The organism is Nocardioides sp. BE266, from assembly GCF_031457855.1.
GTDB lineage: Bacteria > Actinomycetota > Actinomycetes > Propionibacteriales > Nocardioidaceae > Nocardioides.
Genome location: NZ_JAURTI010000006.1, coordinates 92224 through 108366, shown reverse-complemented (window position 1 = coordinate 108366; position 16143 = coordinate 92224). Strand labels below are relative to the sequence as shown.

The window sequence follows — 16143 nt, the reverse complement described above, 5'->3', positions numbered from 1 at the left end:
GCAGCCGTGAGCGAGCAGCCGCCGCCCCGGGTGCGGGTCACCGGGCCGCCGCGGCGCCGCGCGGACGTCGTACGGTCGTCGGGGACGCGTGAGATCGACGCCGAGACCGCCCTCGGCGAGGTGTTCATGCGCTCGCTGCTGCGCGAGCAGCTGCTGCTGGCAGCGCGGGTGCTGGTCGCGCTGGCGCTGACGCTCGGGTTGCTGCCGGTGCTGTTCCACGTCGTGCCGTCCCTGGGCGAGGTGCGCGTCGGGCCGCTGCCGCTCGCGTGGCTGCTGCTCGGGGTGCTGACCTATCCGTGGTTGGTGGTGCTGGGCTGGTTCTACGTCCGCCGGTCCGAGGCCAACGAGCGCGACTTCGCCGACCTCGTCGGCACGGTGCTGCCGGAGGACGACCCGTGAGCACGGACGTGGTGCCGGGCGTCGTCGCGGTCGTCCTGGTCTCGCTGGCCACGCTCGCGATCGGCACGTGGGGACTGCGGATCTCACGCACCACGAGCGACTTCTTCGTCGCCTCGCGCACCGTCCGCCCGCGGCTCAACGCGAGCGCGATCGGCGGGGAGTACCTCTCCGCCGCGTCGTTCCTCGGCGTCGCCGGGCTGCTGCTGACCTTCGGCGCGGAGATGCTCTGGTACCCGGTCGGCTGGACCGCCGGCTACCTCGTCCTGCTCGTCCTCGTCGCCGCCCCGCTGCGTCGCTCGGGCGCCTACACGCTGCCCGACTTCGCCGAGGCGCGGCTCGGCTCGCGCGGCGTGCGCAAGCTGTGCTCGGTGCTCGTGGTCGGCATCGGCTGGCTCTACCTCCTGCCGCAGTTCCAGGGCGCCGGCGTCACGCTGCGGGCCACGATCGATGCGCCGCCGTGGGCCGGCTCGCTCGTGGTCGCGCTGGTCGTCCTGGCGTCGGTGAGCCCCGGCGGGATGCGCTCGATCACCTTCGTGCAGGCCTTCCAGTTCTGGCTCAAGCTCACGGCGCTGCTGGTCCCGGTCTTCGTGCTGCTCGCGGTCTGGGCGAGCGACGGCGCAGCCGACCCGACGACCGCCGCTCCGCAGTCGTGGTCGGTCCCGCTGGCCACGCCGGGCGGCGGCATCGGCCTCTACACGACCTACTCGCTGATCGTCGCGACGTTCCTCGGCACGATGGGGCTGCCGCACGTGGTCGTGCGGTTCTACACCAACCCCGACGGCCGCGCCGCACGTCGTACGACGCTGGCGGTGCTGGTGCTGCTCGGCATCTTCTACGTCCTGCCGCCGGTGTACGCCGCCCTCGGCAGGCTGTACGCCGCCGAGCTGGTCGACGGCCGGTCCGACGTCCTCGTCCTCGAGCTGCCGCACCTCATGGTTCCGGGCCTCGCCGGGTCGGTGCTCACCGGACTGGTCACCGCCGGCGCCTTCGCGGCGTTCCTCTCGACGAGCTCCGGCCTGACCATCGCCGTCGCCGGCGTGCTGTCGCAGGACGTCACCGGGCGGCGCTGGGGCCGCTTCCGCCTCGGCGGGGTCGCCGCCTTCCGGGTCGCTGCCGCGATCGCGGTCGTCGTACCCCTGCTGGCGTCGCTGCCGGCGCAGGACGTCGCGGTCGCGCGCACCGTCGGCCTGGCCTTCGCGGTGACCGCGTCGACCTTCGCGCCCCTGCTGATGCTGGGGATCTGGTGGCGCGGGCTGACCCCGGCGGGCGCTGTCGCGGGGCTGCTCGTCGGCGGCCTCGGGTCCGGTGCGGCGGTCGCGTGGACCCTCGCGGCCTCGCCGTCGACGGGCTGGGCGGCGGCGTTGCTGGGCCAGCCGGCGGCCTGGTCTGTACCAGCCTCGCTCGCCACGATGGTGGCCGTCTCCCGGCTCACCAAGGCCTCCGTCCCCGCTCACGCGCGCCGTTTCATGGTCCGCCTGCACACGCCCGAGGCCGTCGAGCTCGAGCGCGGATGAGCAGTTCTCCCTCCACCCTTGGGGGTGAGAAGGTACGTTCCTCGGTGGGGATGTAGGGCGACGTGGGGCGGGGACTGTGAGGATCAGGACAGCGATCTCTGCGCTGGCCGGAGTGGTGCTGGCGTCTGTGGCGGTGCTGCCGTCGACCGCTGCGCCGAGCACGGTGTCCCCTCGCGCCCAGGACCGCGTCGCGCTCTGGGGCACCACCTTCTCCGCCGGCCTCAAGGCCGACGACTGCGGTCGCTGGAAGCTCGACGACGAGGGCTTCTGCACGGCCAACGACTGGCGCAACGGGGTCGAGCTCGGCACCCGGTTCGTGACCTCCCGGCCGGTCTCCATCGTCGGCGTCCGCGTCTACCGGATCGACCCGGCCAACGTCACGGGCTCGCTCTGGGACGGCCTCGGCAACCGCATCGCCACCGGCACCTTCGAGCGGACGACGAAGAAGGGCTGGCAGGACCTGCTCTTCGCCGCGCCCGTCACGATCACGCCCGGCCAGACCTACATCGCCTCCTACTACACGCCCGCGACGAAGTACGCCTTCCAGTACAACTACTTCGAGCGCTCTGCCACCCGCGGCCCGATCACGGCCCTGCGCGCCACCGACACCTCGCCGAACGGCGTCCACTGCTACGACGTGGCGCCGTGCACGTACCCGTCCCAAGCCTTCCGCAGCTCGAACTACTGGGTGACCCCGCTGTGGCAGGAGCTGGCCGACCCGATCGCGCCGACGCCCACCCCGACGCCGACGACACCCGCCGCCCTCGTCCCCCCGGTCGTGCACACCTCCGCGCCCGGCGCAGGAGCCACGAAGGTCAACCGCGGCGCGAAGATCAAGGTGACCTTCTCCAAGAAGGTGCGTCCCGCGACCCTCACCCGGATGAGCGTCCACCTGCACCGCAAGGGCAAGGCCGCGCGCGTGCCGGTGCGGTTGTCGTACGACGCCCGGCGTGCGCGGCTCACGCTCGTGCCGAAGATGCGCCTGCGCCCGGGCACGACCTACCGCGTCGTGGTCACCTCCAAGGTGCTCGACACCTTCGGCAACCGTCTGGACCAGGATCCCGACAAGCCGGGGATCCAACGGGCGACCTGGACCTTCCGCACCCGCTGACGCGCACAATGGGCCATGGCCGTCGACACCGTCAGCTTCCGGCTCTGGCCGCCCGTCGCGATCGGCGCGCCGCTGCTGGTCGGTGGCATCGCGACCGCGACGTGGGGTGACCCCGTCGAGCCCGGCTCCTGGCGGGTGCCGGTCGGGTGGGTGCTGGTCATGCTGTTCGGGGTCTGGAACGGCTGGTCGCTCTGGCTGTTCGCCCGCCACGAGACCGGGCTGCTGCCGGGTGATGCGACCACGTCGATGATCGAGTCCGGCCCCTACCGGCTCTCCCGCAACCCGCTCTACGTCGGCCTGCTGGCCCTCTACCTCGCCATCGCGCTCCTCACCTCGACGCTCTGGGGCCTGGTACTCTTCCCCGCAGCCGTGCTGCTCGTGCTCTGGGGCGCGATCCTGCCGGAGGAGCGCTTCCTCCACGAGCGCTTCGGAGAGCCGTACGGCGCCTACCGCCGCCGGGTGCGTCGCTGGCTCTAGTCGGCTCGCCCCCGGTCGACACGTGTCCGACTTCTCGCCCTCCGAGGGTCCTCCCCGGGGCGATTTCTCGGACACGTGTACGCCGTCAGCCGCGGATGCGGAACTCGTTTCCGTCGGGATCCTTCATCTCGACCTCGTCGCCCGCCCGCTCGACCATGCGCGCGCCGAGGCCGACCAGCCGCTCGACCTCGGCCTCGAGGTCGTCGGCCGCCAGCACGAAGTGCATGCGGTTGCGGTCGTGCTGCGGGTTGAGGGGCGGCCCTCCCCAGGCGATCTTCACGCCACCCTCGGGCGACTGGATCGCGGTCTCGCCGTCCTCGTCGTGCACCAGCGGCCAGCCGGTCGCCTCGCTCCAGAAGACGCCCACCTCGCGCGTACCGTCCGCCGCGACCTCACCGAGGAAACCCGTCCCGGCGAGCCAGTTGTTCCCGGCCTCGATCACGCAGAACTCGTTGCCGTCTGGATCGGCGAGCACGACGTGATCCTCGTCGGGCAGCTGCCCGACGTCGAGGTGGGTGGCCCCGAGCTCGAGCGCCCGGGCGATCGTGTCCTCCTGGCTCGCGGCGATGCTGCTCAGGTGGAGGTGGATCTGGTTCAGCCCGTCCCTCGGTACGTCGCCCTGCTCGACGACGAGGGCGAACGGCAGCTCAGCGTTCCCCGACGGGCCGAGGAGGCCACGCCAGAACGACGCGAGCCGCTCGGGCTCGGCGGACAGGATCGTCAACGACTCCAGTCGGGCGGCCATGCCAGCACCGTAGGCAGCCGCGGGGCAGCCGGGCCACCTGTTTGCGCGCGGGACGTGTGACGATCCGGACGCTTGGACACTCGCTTCGCCACACGTCAGCCGTGCAGCCCGTCCTCGAGCTCGGCGAGCGCGTCCGCGAGGCTGACCTTCGGCACCCAGCCCCAGCCGCGCGCCCGGTCGGCGAGGATCTGGCCCGTCCAGGCGTCACCGTCGTCCCAGACCGGGTCGACGCCGAGGGCCCGGGTCACGCTGCCGACGTAGTCGCGCTGGGTGGCCGGCTCGCCGGCCACGTTGACCGGGGTGCAGCCTCCGACCACGGGACCGGAGGAGCCGTCGGTCGAGGCCGGGATCGCGCCCGTCACCACGTCGGCGACCAGGGCTGCCAGGTCGGTGGCGTGCACCCAGGCGAAGGTCTTGTCCGGCTGCGCGTGACGGGCGGACTCGCCGTCCCGGATCGCGGCGGGGACGACCGCGTTCCACACCGAGGTCCCGCCCGTGCCCAGGATCGCGGGCGGCCGGACGAGCACGCGCGTCACACCCCCGAGCCGGTCGAGTGCGGCGTCGACGTCACGCTTGATCACCGCGTAGTCACCGGCGTCGTCCCCGACGAGGGCCGAGTCCTCCGAGACGTCACCCGCAGCGGGACTGCGGTCGTACACGGCGGCCGTCGACACGTGCACCAGCAGGGGTACGCCGGCCCCGACGGCAGCCGTCGCGAGCACGAGCGTCCCGTCGAGCGCGACCCGGCGCTGGCTGTCGCGGTCGTCGTCGCCCATGGGGTAGACGGTCGTGACCACCACGTCGGCGCCGGCCACGACGGACGCCGCGAAGTCCGGGTCACCGAAGTCCCCGACGTGCTCCTCGACGCCCGGCAGGTCGGGCGCGGCCCCCGGTCGTCGTACGACGGCACGCACGGTCGCCCCGCGCTCGGCGAGGGCAGCCACCACGTGGCTGCCGACGAGCCCGTTGGCTCCGGTCACGACGACGATCGGTGAGGTCATGCCTCCACAGTGACAGCCGACCGGTCGCGCACCTCAGCCCCGGGGCTGCAGGAGTACGGCCAGCACGTGCTTGCACGGCCCGCGGGTCCCTTGGTGCTCCTCGCCCCAGCGACACGTGCAGTGCTGGTCCTCGGTCACGACGTAGGTCGATCCGCGGCTGCCGCCCACGTCCCAGGTCCCCGGCTCGGTGCCGGGCGCGACCCGACCCGCCTCGACCAGCCGCTGCGCCGAGACCAGGCGCGGGTTGCGGCGCACGACGGCGTCGCTGTCGACCGGCAGCTCCCGGTGGAACCACGCCGACTCGTCCAGGTCGCGTCCCAGCCGGCCCGACGCGGACAGCCACGCCAGCCCGGCGCGCACGTCGTCGTCCGGGAGGCCGGTCACCCGGGCGAGCTCGGCCGGGTCCACGACCGAGGACCACCCGAGCACCTCCAGGAGCCGTCGACCCACCTGCTCGGCCTCCGGGTGCGTCAGCAGCGCCAGCAGCGTGCCTTCGCCGGTGAACGCGCGGAACGGCGCCGGGCTCAAGGCGAGGGTGAGGCGGCCGCCGGGCACGTCGAACACCCAGGCCGTGCTGCCGTAGGGATGCTTGTGCACGGTCAGCCGCTCGGCGAAGCGCAGGACCCGGTCGCTGCCGCGCAGCCGCGAGGCACCGGGCAGGGGGATCGAGCCGGGCACGGCCCTGGTCGCCGTACGCCACCCGCCGCGCAGCGGGATCACGTGGAGCTCCGGCCCGGGCGGGGCGACGCGGGGCAGCCCGGCGACGAAGCGTCGGGCGCCGGCACCGTCGAGCGTGGCGACCGGCTCCATCCCGGCGAGGACCTGGGCCGCTTCGGCCAGTCCGCGCACCCAGCGGTCGGGCAGCCGGACCTTGGCCTCGACGTGGGTCGCGTCGAGCGACGACACCTGGAGCTCGTCGGCACCGACCTCGACGTGGAGCGGCTCGTCGCGGCCGACCCGGGCGAGCGCGGTGCGCAGCGGCTGGTTGACGTCGACGTTGGTCGTGCCGAAGCCGACCTCGCTGCTCCCGAGCCCCGACGGCAGCAGGTCGAAGCGCGCGTGGACGCCGTTGCAGCCCGACATGGACTCGAAGCGCAGTCGGTCACCCCCGGCCGTGACGACCGGGTCGAGGTTGGCCAGGCGCTGCGCCTGCCCGAAGTCGGCGTAGCGGGTGCCCGCCACGTCGGCGACCGCCAGCAGCCCGGCGGCGGTGATGTCGGCCCGGTCGACGAAACCGGTGAAGAAGCGACCACTCGTGACCAGGCCGCTCGGCGTCATCGCGGGCCCGGTCAGGAGGTCCAGGCTCAGTCCGTCGGACGAGGACGTCAGTGTCGATTCGTGGCTCACGGGGTCACCTTCCTGAGGGCGGTCACGAGGTCGCGCGCCGCGTGGTGCGCCTTGGTCGAGCCCTTCGCGCCGGCGAGGGCGAGAATCCCCGGAGGTACGACGGCCGCCTCCGCAGGCACCTCGTGGGCGTACGACGTCAGCAGCCGCAGCAGCTCGGCCAGGGCGGCAGGACGCCTGGCCGCCCCGCAGAGGGCATCGGCGATCGCCATCGCGAGCGGCCACAACGCGGGCAGAGCGGCCTCGAGGTCGCGCTGGATGGTGCGGGTCAGCAGCGTCAGCGACAGGGTGCCGGCCTCGTGCCGGCCGAGGGCGGCAGCGGCGATCGCGGCAGGTTCAAGGCAACCGGAGCGGGCCAGCACCAGCAACGTGGGCGAGCCCTGGAAGCTGCTCTGGTTGTGCACCGTCATCAATAGCGCCAGCAGCCGGTCGTGGAACGGCACGCCGTAGCGTCCGGCAGCCAAGCTCGGAATGTGGCGCGGGTCGAAGAGCGACCACTCCTGGAAGGCGTCCTCGAAGCACCGGTCCACCCACCGCGGGACGAGCCGGAGGGCGTCCGGCATCGGCCCCAGGCACCACGGGTCGTCCGCCAGGTCGGCCGGCCAGGCCGCGAGCCGGGTGAACGGGACGGGAGTCGTCGTACGTCCGTGCCAGCGGCCGTCGGCGGCCGCAGGGACGAGCTCCGGCAGTCCGCCGGCGGCGAACCACTCCCGCACCATCGCCGTGGCGTCCAGGCCCTCCCGGCCCTCGGGGTCGGTAAAGCGCTGATCGGTGCGCAGGCCGTCGGGCACCTCGTCGGCGAGGCGCGGGTCGGCGTCTCGCAGCCGGTGGAGCGCCTGCACCAGGTCGAGCGGGCCGACGACGCCCGTACCTCCCGCGACCAGGCGGAGCCGCTCGAGCAGGTCGCCGGCCTCGAGCGTGCCGTCGCGCCAGGTCGGCGTGCTGAGCAGCACCGGCTCGTCCTCGGCACGCAGCAGGGCCTCCGCGGCGCGGAGGAACATGAAACGGGACAGCGGCGTGTGGAGCTCGTACGGCACCACAAGAGCGCCGTGCTCGGGGGCCACCGGCTGGCCAAGCCGGTCGGCGAAGGCCGGCAGGGACGCACGCCTGGCGTTGTTGTCGTGGGGCGAACCGCCCTGCTCGCGCCATCTGTCGAGGAGGGTGCTCTCCGATACGACCGGCTCGGTCGCGACCCGCCAGAAGGCCGCGAGGTCCAGAGCGCCGACCGCCCAGCAGTCGATGGCGGCGACAACATGCACGGGGCCGTACTGGCGCGCGATCCGGCCCAGCGACTCGCGCACCTCGTCGGCTCCGTGCCGTCCGACGGCCGCCACGACGGCGGCCAGGACCCGGTCGGGTTCGGTCAGGCCGGTCAGGCTCATCGGGGCCGAGTAGCCCGTCGGCCACCAGCACACGTCGCCGAACGACTGCGCCCAGCCGTTGAAGTCCTCGGAGAGCAACGCCCTGAGGCCCTCGAGGTCAGCCGCCCGGGCCAGGATCGGGTCGTCCGTGATGCGTACGTCCTCGGGCCGGGTCGGCAGCGGGTCGCCCGCCACGTCCCACAGGCCGCGACGCCCGGGCGCGTCCGGTTCCTCCGCAGCGACCGGCCCGGGGGCGCCGAGCAACGCGGCCAGGGCGCGCGCCTCGGTCGCTGCCTTCGACGTCCCGCGCTCGGCGGCGAGAGCGGCCAGGTGGGTGGGCAACGGACCCGGTTCGCGCACCTCGGGGGCGTACCTCACCAGGACGCGCACGAGGTCGGCGAGCCGCGCCGGACGCTTGGGCGCCCCAGCGGCGAGGTCGGCGACGCGCAGCACCGTGGACCAGCCCTGGCGCAGCCCGCCGGCCAGGAAGAGCTCCTCGGCGACCGTGACCATCGTCGAGCAGAGGAACTCCTGGGAGGCGAGCCGCTCGTCGGCGGCGGTGACGATCTCGGACCCGTCGTAGGTGCCGGCTGCCATCGCCTCGAGGGTGGTCTCGACCAACCACGGACGGACGAGGTCGCGGCGGTCGAACGACGGTCGCAGCAGGTCGTGCCAGCCCGGAGTCCGTCGTGGGTAGACCAGCCAGTCGGGCGGCCGCGCGATGCCGCCCTGCGGCACGGGCTCGAGGTCCCAGAGGCCCAGCAGCGGGGCGGGCTCGGCGGGCGCCGCCGGGGCGACGCCGAGCGAGGTCCGCACCTTGTCGACCTTGGCGGCGAAGGCGGCGTCGTCCCCGGAGCCGAGGTCGCCGAGGAGCGTGCCCAGCACGTCGCCGCCGACCTGCCCGGCGCCCGCGGCCGCCTTCAGGCCAGCGAGGACCAGCTCCTTGGCCTTCTTCTCCGGGCGACCGGAGACCAGGCTGACGAGCGCCTGCCAGTCGTCGGCGTCGGTGGCCAGCTCGATGGCCATCGGCAGCAGCACCGGCTGCACCGTGCGGTGCGACGCGGCCAGCACGCCGACCAGGTAGCCGAGCCCACCCGACACCTCGTCAGGGCCTACGTCGAGGGCGGCCAGGATGCCCACGAGCACGCCCTGCGCACCCACTCGCGGCCCGCTGGTCAGCTGCACGAGGACCGACTCGACGATCGTCGCCCGGTCAACCCGACCCTGCGCCACGAGAATCGCGAGCGCCCCCGGGAGCTCGGGGTGCCGGCCGCAGTCGCCGTGGGCCAGGAAGCCCCACAGCAGGTCGGGCATCAGGTGGTCCCCGGACAGCCACTCGGCCAGTCCCTCGGGGGAGTCCGTGGCCCTGGTCCCGGCGAGCCAGTGCGCGAGGAAGGTGGCGCCCTCGGGGCAGGGAAGCCCGTGGTGGTCGATGACCCGGCGCAGCATCGCCGACATGGTCCAGGCGCCGCTGCTGTCCGAGATCGCGAGCCGGCTGCCCGCGTCGACGAACTCGGCGCCCCACTCCTCGGGCTGGCCGAGCAGTCGCTTCATCAGCAGCGGCTCGGCCGCCTCGCCTCCGCCGTACGTCCACAGCCGGTCCCACGGCATGCGGGTGATCGCCGTGCGGGGCCCGCACAGGCGGATCGCGCACAGGCCGACGATCCAGTGGACCCGGACGAACCACTGGTGCTCGTGCCGGCCGACGGAGTCGTCGACGAGACGGCGTACCGACCGCTCGTTCGCCCCGAACCACTGCTTCGCCTCGCGCAGCTCGTCGCCCGCCAGCGCCTCCAGCACGGCGTCGGCCGCCTGCACGTCACCGCTCGTCAGCACGGCACGCAGCCGCTCGACGACGGCCCCCTGTCCACCCGTCACGCGGCCAGTCTCACCCACCGGCCGTCGCCGCGGGCCGGAACGCGCGGCTCAGTCGACCGCGAGCCGGTAGCCCCGCTTGACGACCGTCAGCACCGCCTTCGTCCCGATCGCGGCGCGCAGTCGGGCGACGGCCATCTCGACCGCGTGCTCGGACCCGGCCTGGCCGCTGGGCAGCGCGGCGAGCAGCGCCCGACGCGAGACCACGAAGCCGGGATTGACCAGCAGCGCCATCAGCACCGAGGCGGGCGCCGGGGACAGGTCGACCGGCACGCCGTCGAGGATCAGCGAGTCGCCGTGCACGATGAGCGTGCGCCCGTCCGCGAGGCGTACGTCGACTCCGTCGCGCCGCGTCGGCAGCTCGGTCTCCAGCTGCTTGACCATCCCGGCCAGCCGCGAGCGCTCGGGGAAGATCGTCGGCACGCCCCACATCTCGAAGGCGGCCGCGGTCACCGGGCCGACGCACGAGGCGACGACGTCGGACTGGAAGGCGGAGATGAGGTCGTCGCGCCGCCCGACCGAGAAGGCCGCCTCCATCAGCGCACCGACGGCGGGCGCGGAGGTGAACGTGACCGCGTCGAGCTCGCGGTCGGCGATCAGGTCGATCATGTGGAACATCGGCTCCGGGTCGTCGGCCGAGGCCACCCGGTAGATCGGCACCGTGACGACCGAGGCCCCCTGGCGGCGCAAGGCGTGCGCGGCCATCGAGAGCGACTGCCCGTGCTCCTGCACCACGATCCGCTTGCCGCTGAGGTCGCGGCCGCGCAGGTGGGCGAGGACGTCCTCGAAGCACTCCGACTCCGGCGCCCAGAGCTCGCGCAGCCCGTGCCGGCGCAGCACGCCGACGCTCTTCGGGCCGCGGGCGAGGATCTCGGCGGCGTCGAGGGTGGCGACCAGGTCGTCGTAGAGACCTGCGTCCTGCGCGGCCTCCAGCCAGGTCTTCATCCCGACGCCGGTCGTCGCGAGGAAGAAGTCCACCGGCCCGGTCAGTACCTCCTTCGTCGCGGTCAGCAGCTCGGCGAGGTCGACGTGGTTGGGCTCCAGCGACAGCGCGGCCGCCCACTCCACCTTCGCGCCACGGCGCTCCAGCAGGGACACCTGCTCCTCGGCCTTGCGAGCAGCGGTGACCCCGATCCGGAAGCCGTCGAGCGGGAGTGCCGTCACGTGGCGCCCCCGACGTGGACGACGCCGTCGACCACCGTGACGTCGTACGCCGGCACGCTGGCGCTGTCGTCGTCGAGGCAGCGGCCGGTGCGGAGGTCGAAGGCCTGCTTGTACATCGGCGAGCTCACCACGGGCACGTCGCCGCGGCTGCCGACGATGCCCCGCGAGAGCACCGACGCACCGCTGAAGGGGTCGACGTTGCCGATCGCGTGCACCGAGCCGTCGTACGTCCGGAACACCGCGACCGCCTGCCCGTCGACGAGCGCGGCCACGCCGCCCTCGAGCGGGATCGCCTCGACCGCGCATACGGCCGTCCGGGCCAGCTGCGTCGCCGTCATGCCGGCGCTCCGACCGGGATCAGCGCCGGGGCGATCGGCTGGATCTGGTCGCGCTCGGTCGTGAAGGCGATCGACGGGTCGGGGGTGTCGGGCGCGTTGACGAACGACACGAAGCGAGCGAGCTTCTCCGGGTCCTCCAGCGTCGCGCGCCACTCGTCGGCGTACCCACCGACGTGCCGTGCCATCTCCGCCTCCAGGTCGGCGCCGAGGCCGAGGGCGTCGTCGACCACGACCTCGCGCACCCGGTCGAGCCCGCCCTCGAGCTGGTCGATCCAGGTCGAGGTGCGCTGGAGCCGGTCGGCGGTGCGGACGTAGTACATGAGGAAGCGGTCGAGGTACGACACCAGCGTCGCGGTGTCGAGGTCGCCGGCGAGCAGCCGTGCGTGGGCCGGGTTGGCGCCGCCGTTGCCGCCGACGTAGAGGTTCCAGCCCTTCTCGGTCGCGATGACGCCGAAGTCCTTGCCGCGCGCCTCGGCGCACTCGCGGGCGCAGCCGCTGACGCCGCCCTTGAGCTTGTGGGGGCTGCGCAGCCCGCGGTAGCGCAGCTCGAGGGCGATCGCGAGGCCGACCGAGTCCTGCACGCCGTAGCGGCACCAGGTCGAGCCGACGCACGACTTCACGGTGCGCAGCGACTTGCCGTAGGCGTGGCCGGACTCGAAGCCGGCGTCGACGAGGCGCCGCCAGATCGCAGGCAACTGCTCCATCCGGGCGCCGAAGAGGTCGATGCGCTGGCCGCCGGTGATCTTCGTGTAGAGGTCGAAGTCGCGGGCGACCTCGCCGATCACGATCAGCTTCTCCGGGGTGATCTCGCCGCCGGGGATGCGCGGGACGACCGAGTAGGTGCCGTTGCGCTGGATGTTGGCGAGGTAGGCGTCGTTGGTGTCCTGGAGCTCGGCGGTCTCCCGCTCGAGGATGTGGGTGCTGGTCTGGCTGGCCAGGATGCTGGCGATCGCGGGCTTGCAGATGTCGCAGCCGCGGCCGGTGCCGTGGGCCTCGACGATGTCGTCGAAGCGGCGGTAGCCGTGCACCGCGACGACGTCGAAGAGCTCCTGCCGGGTGAGCCGGAAGTGCTCGCAGAGGCCCTTGTCGACGACCTTCCCGACGCTGGCGAAGTGCTCCTCGATGAGGTTCTTCACCGTCGGCACGCAGGAGCCGCAGGTGCTGCCGGCGCGGGTGCACTGCTTGACCGCGGCGACGTCCTCGCAGCCCTGCTCGGCGACCGCGTGGAGGATGTCGGCCTTCGTCACGTCGTTGCACGAGCAGACCTGCGCCTCGTCGGGCATGCCCAGCTGCACCCCGCTGCTGGCCGGGAGGATCAGCTGCTCGGGGTTGTCGGGGAGGGCCAGCCCGCTGCTCACCATCGGCCGGAGCACGCCGTAGGCCGACGCGTCGCCGACCAGGATGCCGCCGAGCAGCCGGGTGCCGTCCTCGGTGAGGACGAGCTTCTTGTAGACCCCGGCGACCGCGTCGGAGTAGACGAGCTCGAGGGAGTCCGGCGTCGTGGCGAAGGCGTCGCCGAAGCTGGCCACGTCGACGCCGAGGAGCTTGAGCTTGGTGGACATGTCGGCGCCGGTGAACGTGCCCGGACCGTCGAGCAGCGCGTCGACGACGACCTCGGCCATCGCGTAGCCCGGCGCCACCAGGCCGTACATCTTGCCGCCGGGCGCCGCGCACTCGCCGATCGCGAAGATCGCCGGGTCGCTCGTGCGGCACTGCTCGTCGACCAGCACGCCGCCGCGCTCCGCGACGTCGAGGTCGCACTCGCGGGCCAGCGCGTCGCGCGGGCGGATGCCGGCCGAGAACACCACGACCTGCGCCTCGACGGTCGTCGTGGGCGCGCCCTCCTCCGTGCCGGCCTGCCTCATACGCAGTCCGGTGACGGCCTCCCCACCCTCGACCTCCTCAGTGAGTACGCCGGTGTGGGCGGTGACGCCCAGCCGCTCGATGTGGCGGACCAGGGTCGAGCCCGCCGCGCCGTCGAGCTGGACCGGCATCAACCGCGGCGCCATCTCCACGACGTGGGTGTCGAGGCCGAGCTGGACGAGCGCGTTCGCTGCCTCGAGGCCGAGCAGGCCGCCGCCGATCACGATGCCGCTGGTCGCGGTCGCGCTGGCGGCCTTGATCGCCCGGAGGTCCTCGATCGTGCGGTAGACGAAGCAGCCGGCCTTGCCGCGCCCCTCGACCGGCGGGACGAACGGTGCGGCACCGGTCGCGAGCACCAGGACGTCGTACTCGTGCACGGTGACGGCGCCGGGGTGGGCGAGCGGGTCGCCGACGGCGCTCGGCGGCGAGACGACCGTGACGGTCCGCTCGGCCCGGTCGACCTCGGTCACGACGCTGTCGAGGACCAGCCGCACGCGGGGGTCGTCGTACTCACCTCCGGGGAGGAGGGTGAGCGCCTCGTCGCCGTTGCCGTCGGCCTCGTGGCCGAACCAGCTGGTGAGCGCGACCCGGTCGTAGGCCGCCCGCGGCTCCTCGCCCACGACCAGCACGTCGTGGGTCTCGGTGAGGCCGCGCTCGACCGCGGCCTGGGCGAACCGGTGGCCCACCATGCCGTGCCCGACGACGACGATCCGCTGGCGCTTGCTCATGCCGAGGAACCTAGGTTCGCGATGTTTCCCGGTCGTCGGGCGAATGTTTCGCCTGTGAAAACTGGCCGGCACGGCCTCACTGGGGCGGCGGCTCCGAAGCCCGCGACAGGAGGACGCGCGCGACCAGGACGAGCCAGACGGTGGCGAAGACAAAGCTCGTCAGCACGTCGGTCGGGTGGTGCGCGCCCTGGTAGAGCCGCGAGGGCGCCACGACGAGCGGGACCAGGAACAGCGGCCAGGTCCACCGGCGCCAGCGGGGTGCGACGACGGCGAACCACAGGGCGATCCCGCCGTAGACCACGATCGAGGTCGCGACGTGCCCGGAGGGATAGCTGTGGTCGGGGATCAGGCCGGGATCGAGGATCTTCACCGGCGGCCGGTCGCGAGTGACGAGGTGCGTGACGATCACGTAGAGGGCGAGGTAGCCGCTGACGAGGACGGCGAAGTACGCCGCCGGGCGCCACGACCGCTGCCACCACGCGAGGAGCCCGGCCACGACCACGGCGAGCAGGACGCCGACGAGCGTGTCTGCCAGGCCGCTGCCGATGGCCGCTGCCACGTCGAGATCGGCCGTGCGCTGGGCGGCGATGCTGCGCTCGACACCGTCGTCCCACGGGTCGATGACCGACTCGAGCGGGCCGGTGAGGACCCACCCCCAGGCCAGGACGCCCACCATGAGGGCCGCCCAGACGAGGCCCAGCGTGCGGGCGGTCGCGCGGTGGTCGGGTGAGGTCACGGGCCGAGACTGCCGCACGTCGTCGCCGCCGCGTCCACCCGCAGGGAGGAGCGTCGCGGCCTATCCGCCCTCAGCGGCTGCCTTGATCGAGGCCGCTTCGGTCGCCACGTAGCGCTGCGAGAGCCGCTTGGTCATCAGCCACCCGACCGGGGCGATCCGGCCGGTCAGGCTGAGGTCGAGCGTGAGCCGGCTGCCTCCGGGAGCGGACTCGACCAGGTGGGCAGCGGTGATCTCGACCCCGGGCGACGTCGACACCCACGTGAACGAGCGACCCTCGTCGAGCTCGGTCACCGTCCACAACGCCTCGGGCAGCCGGGGCTGGCGCAGCCGGACGCGTGAGCCGACGGCGAGGGGGCCCGGGTCGAGCCGCTCGAGCGAGTCGACGGTCGGGATCCGCCGCGGCCAGTCGTCGACGTCGATGACGATCGCCCAGACCAGCTCCGGAGGAGCCGAGATGGTGACGGAGTGCTGGAGACCCGGCATGTCGCCAGCCTACGAGCGGGGCGGCATGACGACCACGACGTTGCCGACCTTGCGACCGCTGTCGACGTACGCATACGCCTCCCGCAGGTCGTCGAAGGCGTAGGTGCGATCGACGACGGGCCGGTAGGCGCCGCTCGCCATCAGCCCGGCCAGGTGGGCGGCGAGGTCGGCGTCGGCGTGCGGGAACGGGAAGCGGGCGTGCCGGCGACCGGCGGCCCGGGCGAGCGGGCCTACGGCGGCGAGCACGAGGTTCTGGGCGCCGCGACCCAGCTCGGAGGAGACGTACGTGCCGCCCGGCCGCAGCAGGGGCAGCGCCTCCCGGAACGAGAGGTGGCCGGTCGCGTCGAGCACCACGTCGAAGCCGCTGCCCACCGACGCAGGCACCCGCTCACGGCCCTGTACGACGACGTGCGCCGCGCCGATCTCGGTCAGCAGGTCGGGCCGGTCGGGCGGCAGCCGGTCGCACACCGCGGTGACCTCGACGCCCTCAGCCCGCATCAGCTGCACCGCCGCGCTGCCGATGCCTCCGGTCGCGCCGTGGACCAGCGCACGGTCGCCCCGGCCGATCCCGGTGACCCTCAGGCAGGCGTGGGCGTAGTGCGCGCCCTCCATCCCGGCCGCGGCCTCCGCCATCTCGATGCCCTCCGGGACCGGGGCGACCAGCGACCCGACCGGGACCGCGACCAGCTCGGCGTGCGCGCCCGCCCGTCCCTCGACGAACCCGAGGACCCGGTCGCCGACGGCGTACTGCTCGACGCCGCGTCCGAGCGCCGCGACCACACCGGCGTACTCCGAGCCGAGCACCTGCACCCGCGGCCTCGGCCACCCGCAGACGGCCTTGTTGATCCACGGGTGGCCGGACCGGTAGGCGCAGTCGGTGCGATTGACGGTGGTGGCGTGGACGCGGACCAGGATCTCGCCGGGTCCGGGCGTGGGCTCGGGCAGGTCGACGAGGTCGACCACCTCCGGGCCGCCGTATTCGGTCCGCACCGCCGCACGCACGC

14 protein-coding genes are annotated in these 16143 nt (G+C 73.4%); 4 read left to right on the top strand and 10 right to left on the bottom strand.

Going from position 1 to position 16143, the window contains the following annotated elements; translation table 11 throughout:
- The first annotated feature begins 6 nt into the window (after window positions 1-6).
- The 4 genes from J2X46_RS18495 (at window position 7) to J2X46_RS18480 (ending at window position 3501) form a co-directional block, all read left to right on the top strand.
- Entirely contained in the window at window positions 7-399 is a 393-nt protein-coding gene (locus J2X46_RS18495; protein ID WP_310253164.1) for a hypothetical protein, read from the top strand.
- Window positions 396-1913 (top strand): cation acetate symporter, encoded by a 1518-nt coding sequence (locus tag J2X46_RS18490; protein WP_310253162.1) that lies wholly within the window; start codon window positions 396-398, stop codon window positions 1911-1913. Before J2X46_RS18495 ends, J2X46_RS18490 begins: the two co-directional genes overlap by 4 nt.
- Before the next feature lie 76 nt (window positions 1914-1989).
- Window positions 1990-3024 carry a DUF4082 domain-containing protein gene (locus J2X46_RS18485; RefSeq protein ID WP_310253160.1) on the top strand — a complete coding sequence of 345 codons (1035 nt, stop codon included), beginning with the start codon at window positions 1990-1992 and terminating at the stop codon, window positions 3022-3024.
- Window positions 3025-3039: 15 nt separating this feature from the next.
- The gene (locus J2X46_RS18480) at window positions 3040-3501 is read left to right on the top strand and encodes an isoprenylcysteine carboxylmethyltransferase family protein (RefSeq protein WP_310253158.1); all 462 of its coding nucleotides are present in this window, start codon (window positions 3040-3042) and stop codon (window positions 3499-3501) included.
- An 85-nt stretch (window positions 3502-3586) separates the two neighbouring features.
- Here the strand turns inward: J2X46_RS18480 and J2X46_RS18475 are convergent, their stop codons facing one another.
- From J2X46_RS18475 to J2X46_RS18430, 10 genes are all read right to left on the bottom strand, one after another.
- A complete protein-coding gene (locus J2X46_RS18475; protein WP_310253157.1) occupies window positions 3587-4246 on the bottom strand; it encodes a VOC family protein in 660 nt (219 codons plus the stop codon).
- Between the two features lie 95 nt (window positions 4247-4341).
- Window positions 4342-5247, bottom strand: a complete 906-nt coding sequence (locus J2X46_RS18470; protein WP_310253155.1) for an NAD(P)-dependent oxidoreductase — start codon at window positions 5245-5247, stop codon at window positions 4342-4344.
- Window positions 5248-5280: 33 nt separating this feature from the next.
- The gene (locus J2X46_RS18465; protein WP_310253154.1) at window positions 5281-6594 is read right to left on the bottom strand and encodes an SWIM zinc finger family protein; all 1314 of its coding nucleotides are present in this window, start codon (window positions 6592-6594) and stop codon (window positions 5281-5283) included.
- Entirely contained in the window at window positions 6591-9830 is a 3240-nt protein-coding gene (locus tag J2X46_RS18460; protein ID WP_310253153.1) for a hypothetical protein, read from the bottom strand. Before J2X46_RS18460 ends, J2X46_RS18465 begins: the two co-directional genes overlap by 4 nt.
- Window positions 9831-9878: 48 nt before the next feature.
- Window positions 9879-10991 (bottom strand): uroporphyrinogen-III synthase, encoded by a 1113-nt coding sequence (locus tag J2X46_RS18455; protein ID WP_310253151.1) that lies wholly within the window; start codon window positions 10989-10991, stop codon window positions 9879-9881.
- Window positions 10988-11329, bottom strand: a complete 342-nt coding sequence (nirD, locus tag J2X46_RS18450) for a nitrite reductase small subunit NirD (RefSeq protein ID WP_310253150.1) — start codon at window positions 11327-11329, stop codon at window positions 10988-10990. The genes J2X46_RS18455 and nirD overlap by 4 nt, the downstream gene beginning before the upstream one ends.
- Window positions 11326-13920 (bottom strand): nitrite reductase large subunit NirB, encoded by a 2595-nt coding sequence (gene nirB / locus J2X46_RS18445; protein WP_310253149.1) that lies wholly within the window; start codon window positions 13918-13920, stop codon window positions 11326-11328. The genes nirD and nirB overlap by 4 nt, the downstream gene beginning before the upstream one ends.
- A gap of 76 nt (window positions 13921-13996) precedes the next feature.
- Window positions 13997-14656 carry a phosphatase PAP2 family protein gene (locus tag J2X46_RS18440; RefSeq protein ID WP_310253147.1) on the bottom strand — a complete coding sequence of 220 codons (660 nt, stop codon included), beginning with the start codon at window positions 14654-14656 and terminating at the stop codon, window positions 13997-13999.
- 60 nt (window positions 14657-14716) lie between these two features.
- Window positions 14717-15139: an SRPBCC family protein gene (locus tag J2X46_RS18435; protein ID WP_310253144.1), complete on the bottom strand. Its 423-nt coding sequence runs from the start codon at window positions 15137-15139 to the stop codon at window positions 14717-14719.
- A 9-nt stretch (window positions 15140-15148) separates the two neighbouring features.
- Window positions 15149-16141 (bottom strand): NADP-dependent oxidoreductase, encoded by a 993-nt coding sequence (locus J2X46_RS18430; protein WP_310253142.1) that lies wholly within the window; start codon window positions 16139-16141, stop codon window positions 15149-15151.
- Between the last annotated feature and the right edge of the window lie 2 nt (window positions 16142-16143).

Coding starts and splice junctions, on each gene's coding strand:
- J2X46_RS18480 (WP_310253158.1), top strand. CDS start 3,040: ATGGCCGTCGACACCGTCAGCTTCCGGCTCTGGCCGCCCGTCGCGATC.
- J2X46_RS18475 (WP_310253157.1), bottom strand. CDS start 4,246: ATGGCCGCCCGACTGGAGTCGTTGACGATCCTGTCCGCCGAGCCCGAG.
- J2X46_RS18470 (WP_310253155.1), bottom strand. CDS start 5,247: ATGACCTCACCGATCGTCGTCGTGACCGGAGCCAACGGGCTCGTCGGC.
- nirD (WP_310253150.1), bottom strand. CDS start 11,329: ATGACGGCGACGCAGCTGGCCCGGACGGCCGTATGCGCGGTCGAGGCG.
- nirB (WP_310253149.1), bottom strand. CDS start 13,920: ATGAGCAAGCGCCAGCGGATCGTCGTCGTCGGGCACGGCATGGTGGGC.
- J2X46_RS18435 (WP_310253144.1), bottom strand. CDS start 15,139: ATGCCGGGTCTCCAGCACTCCGTCACCATCTCGGCTCCTCCGGAGCTG.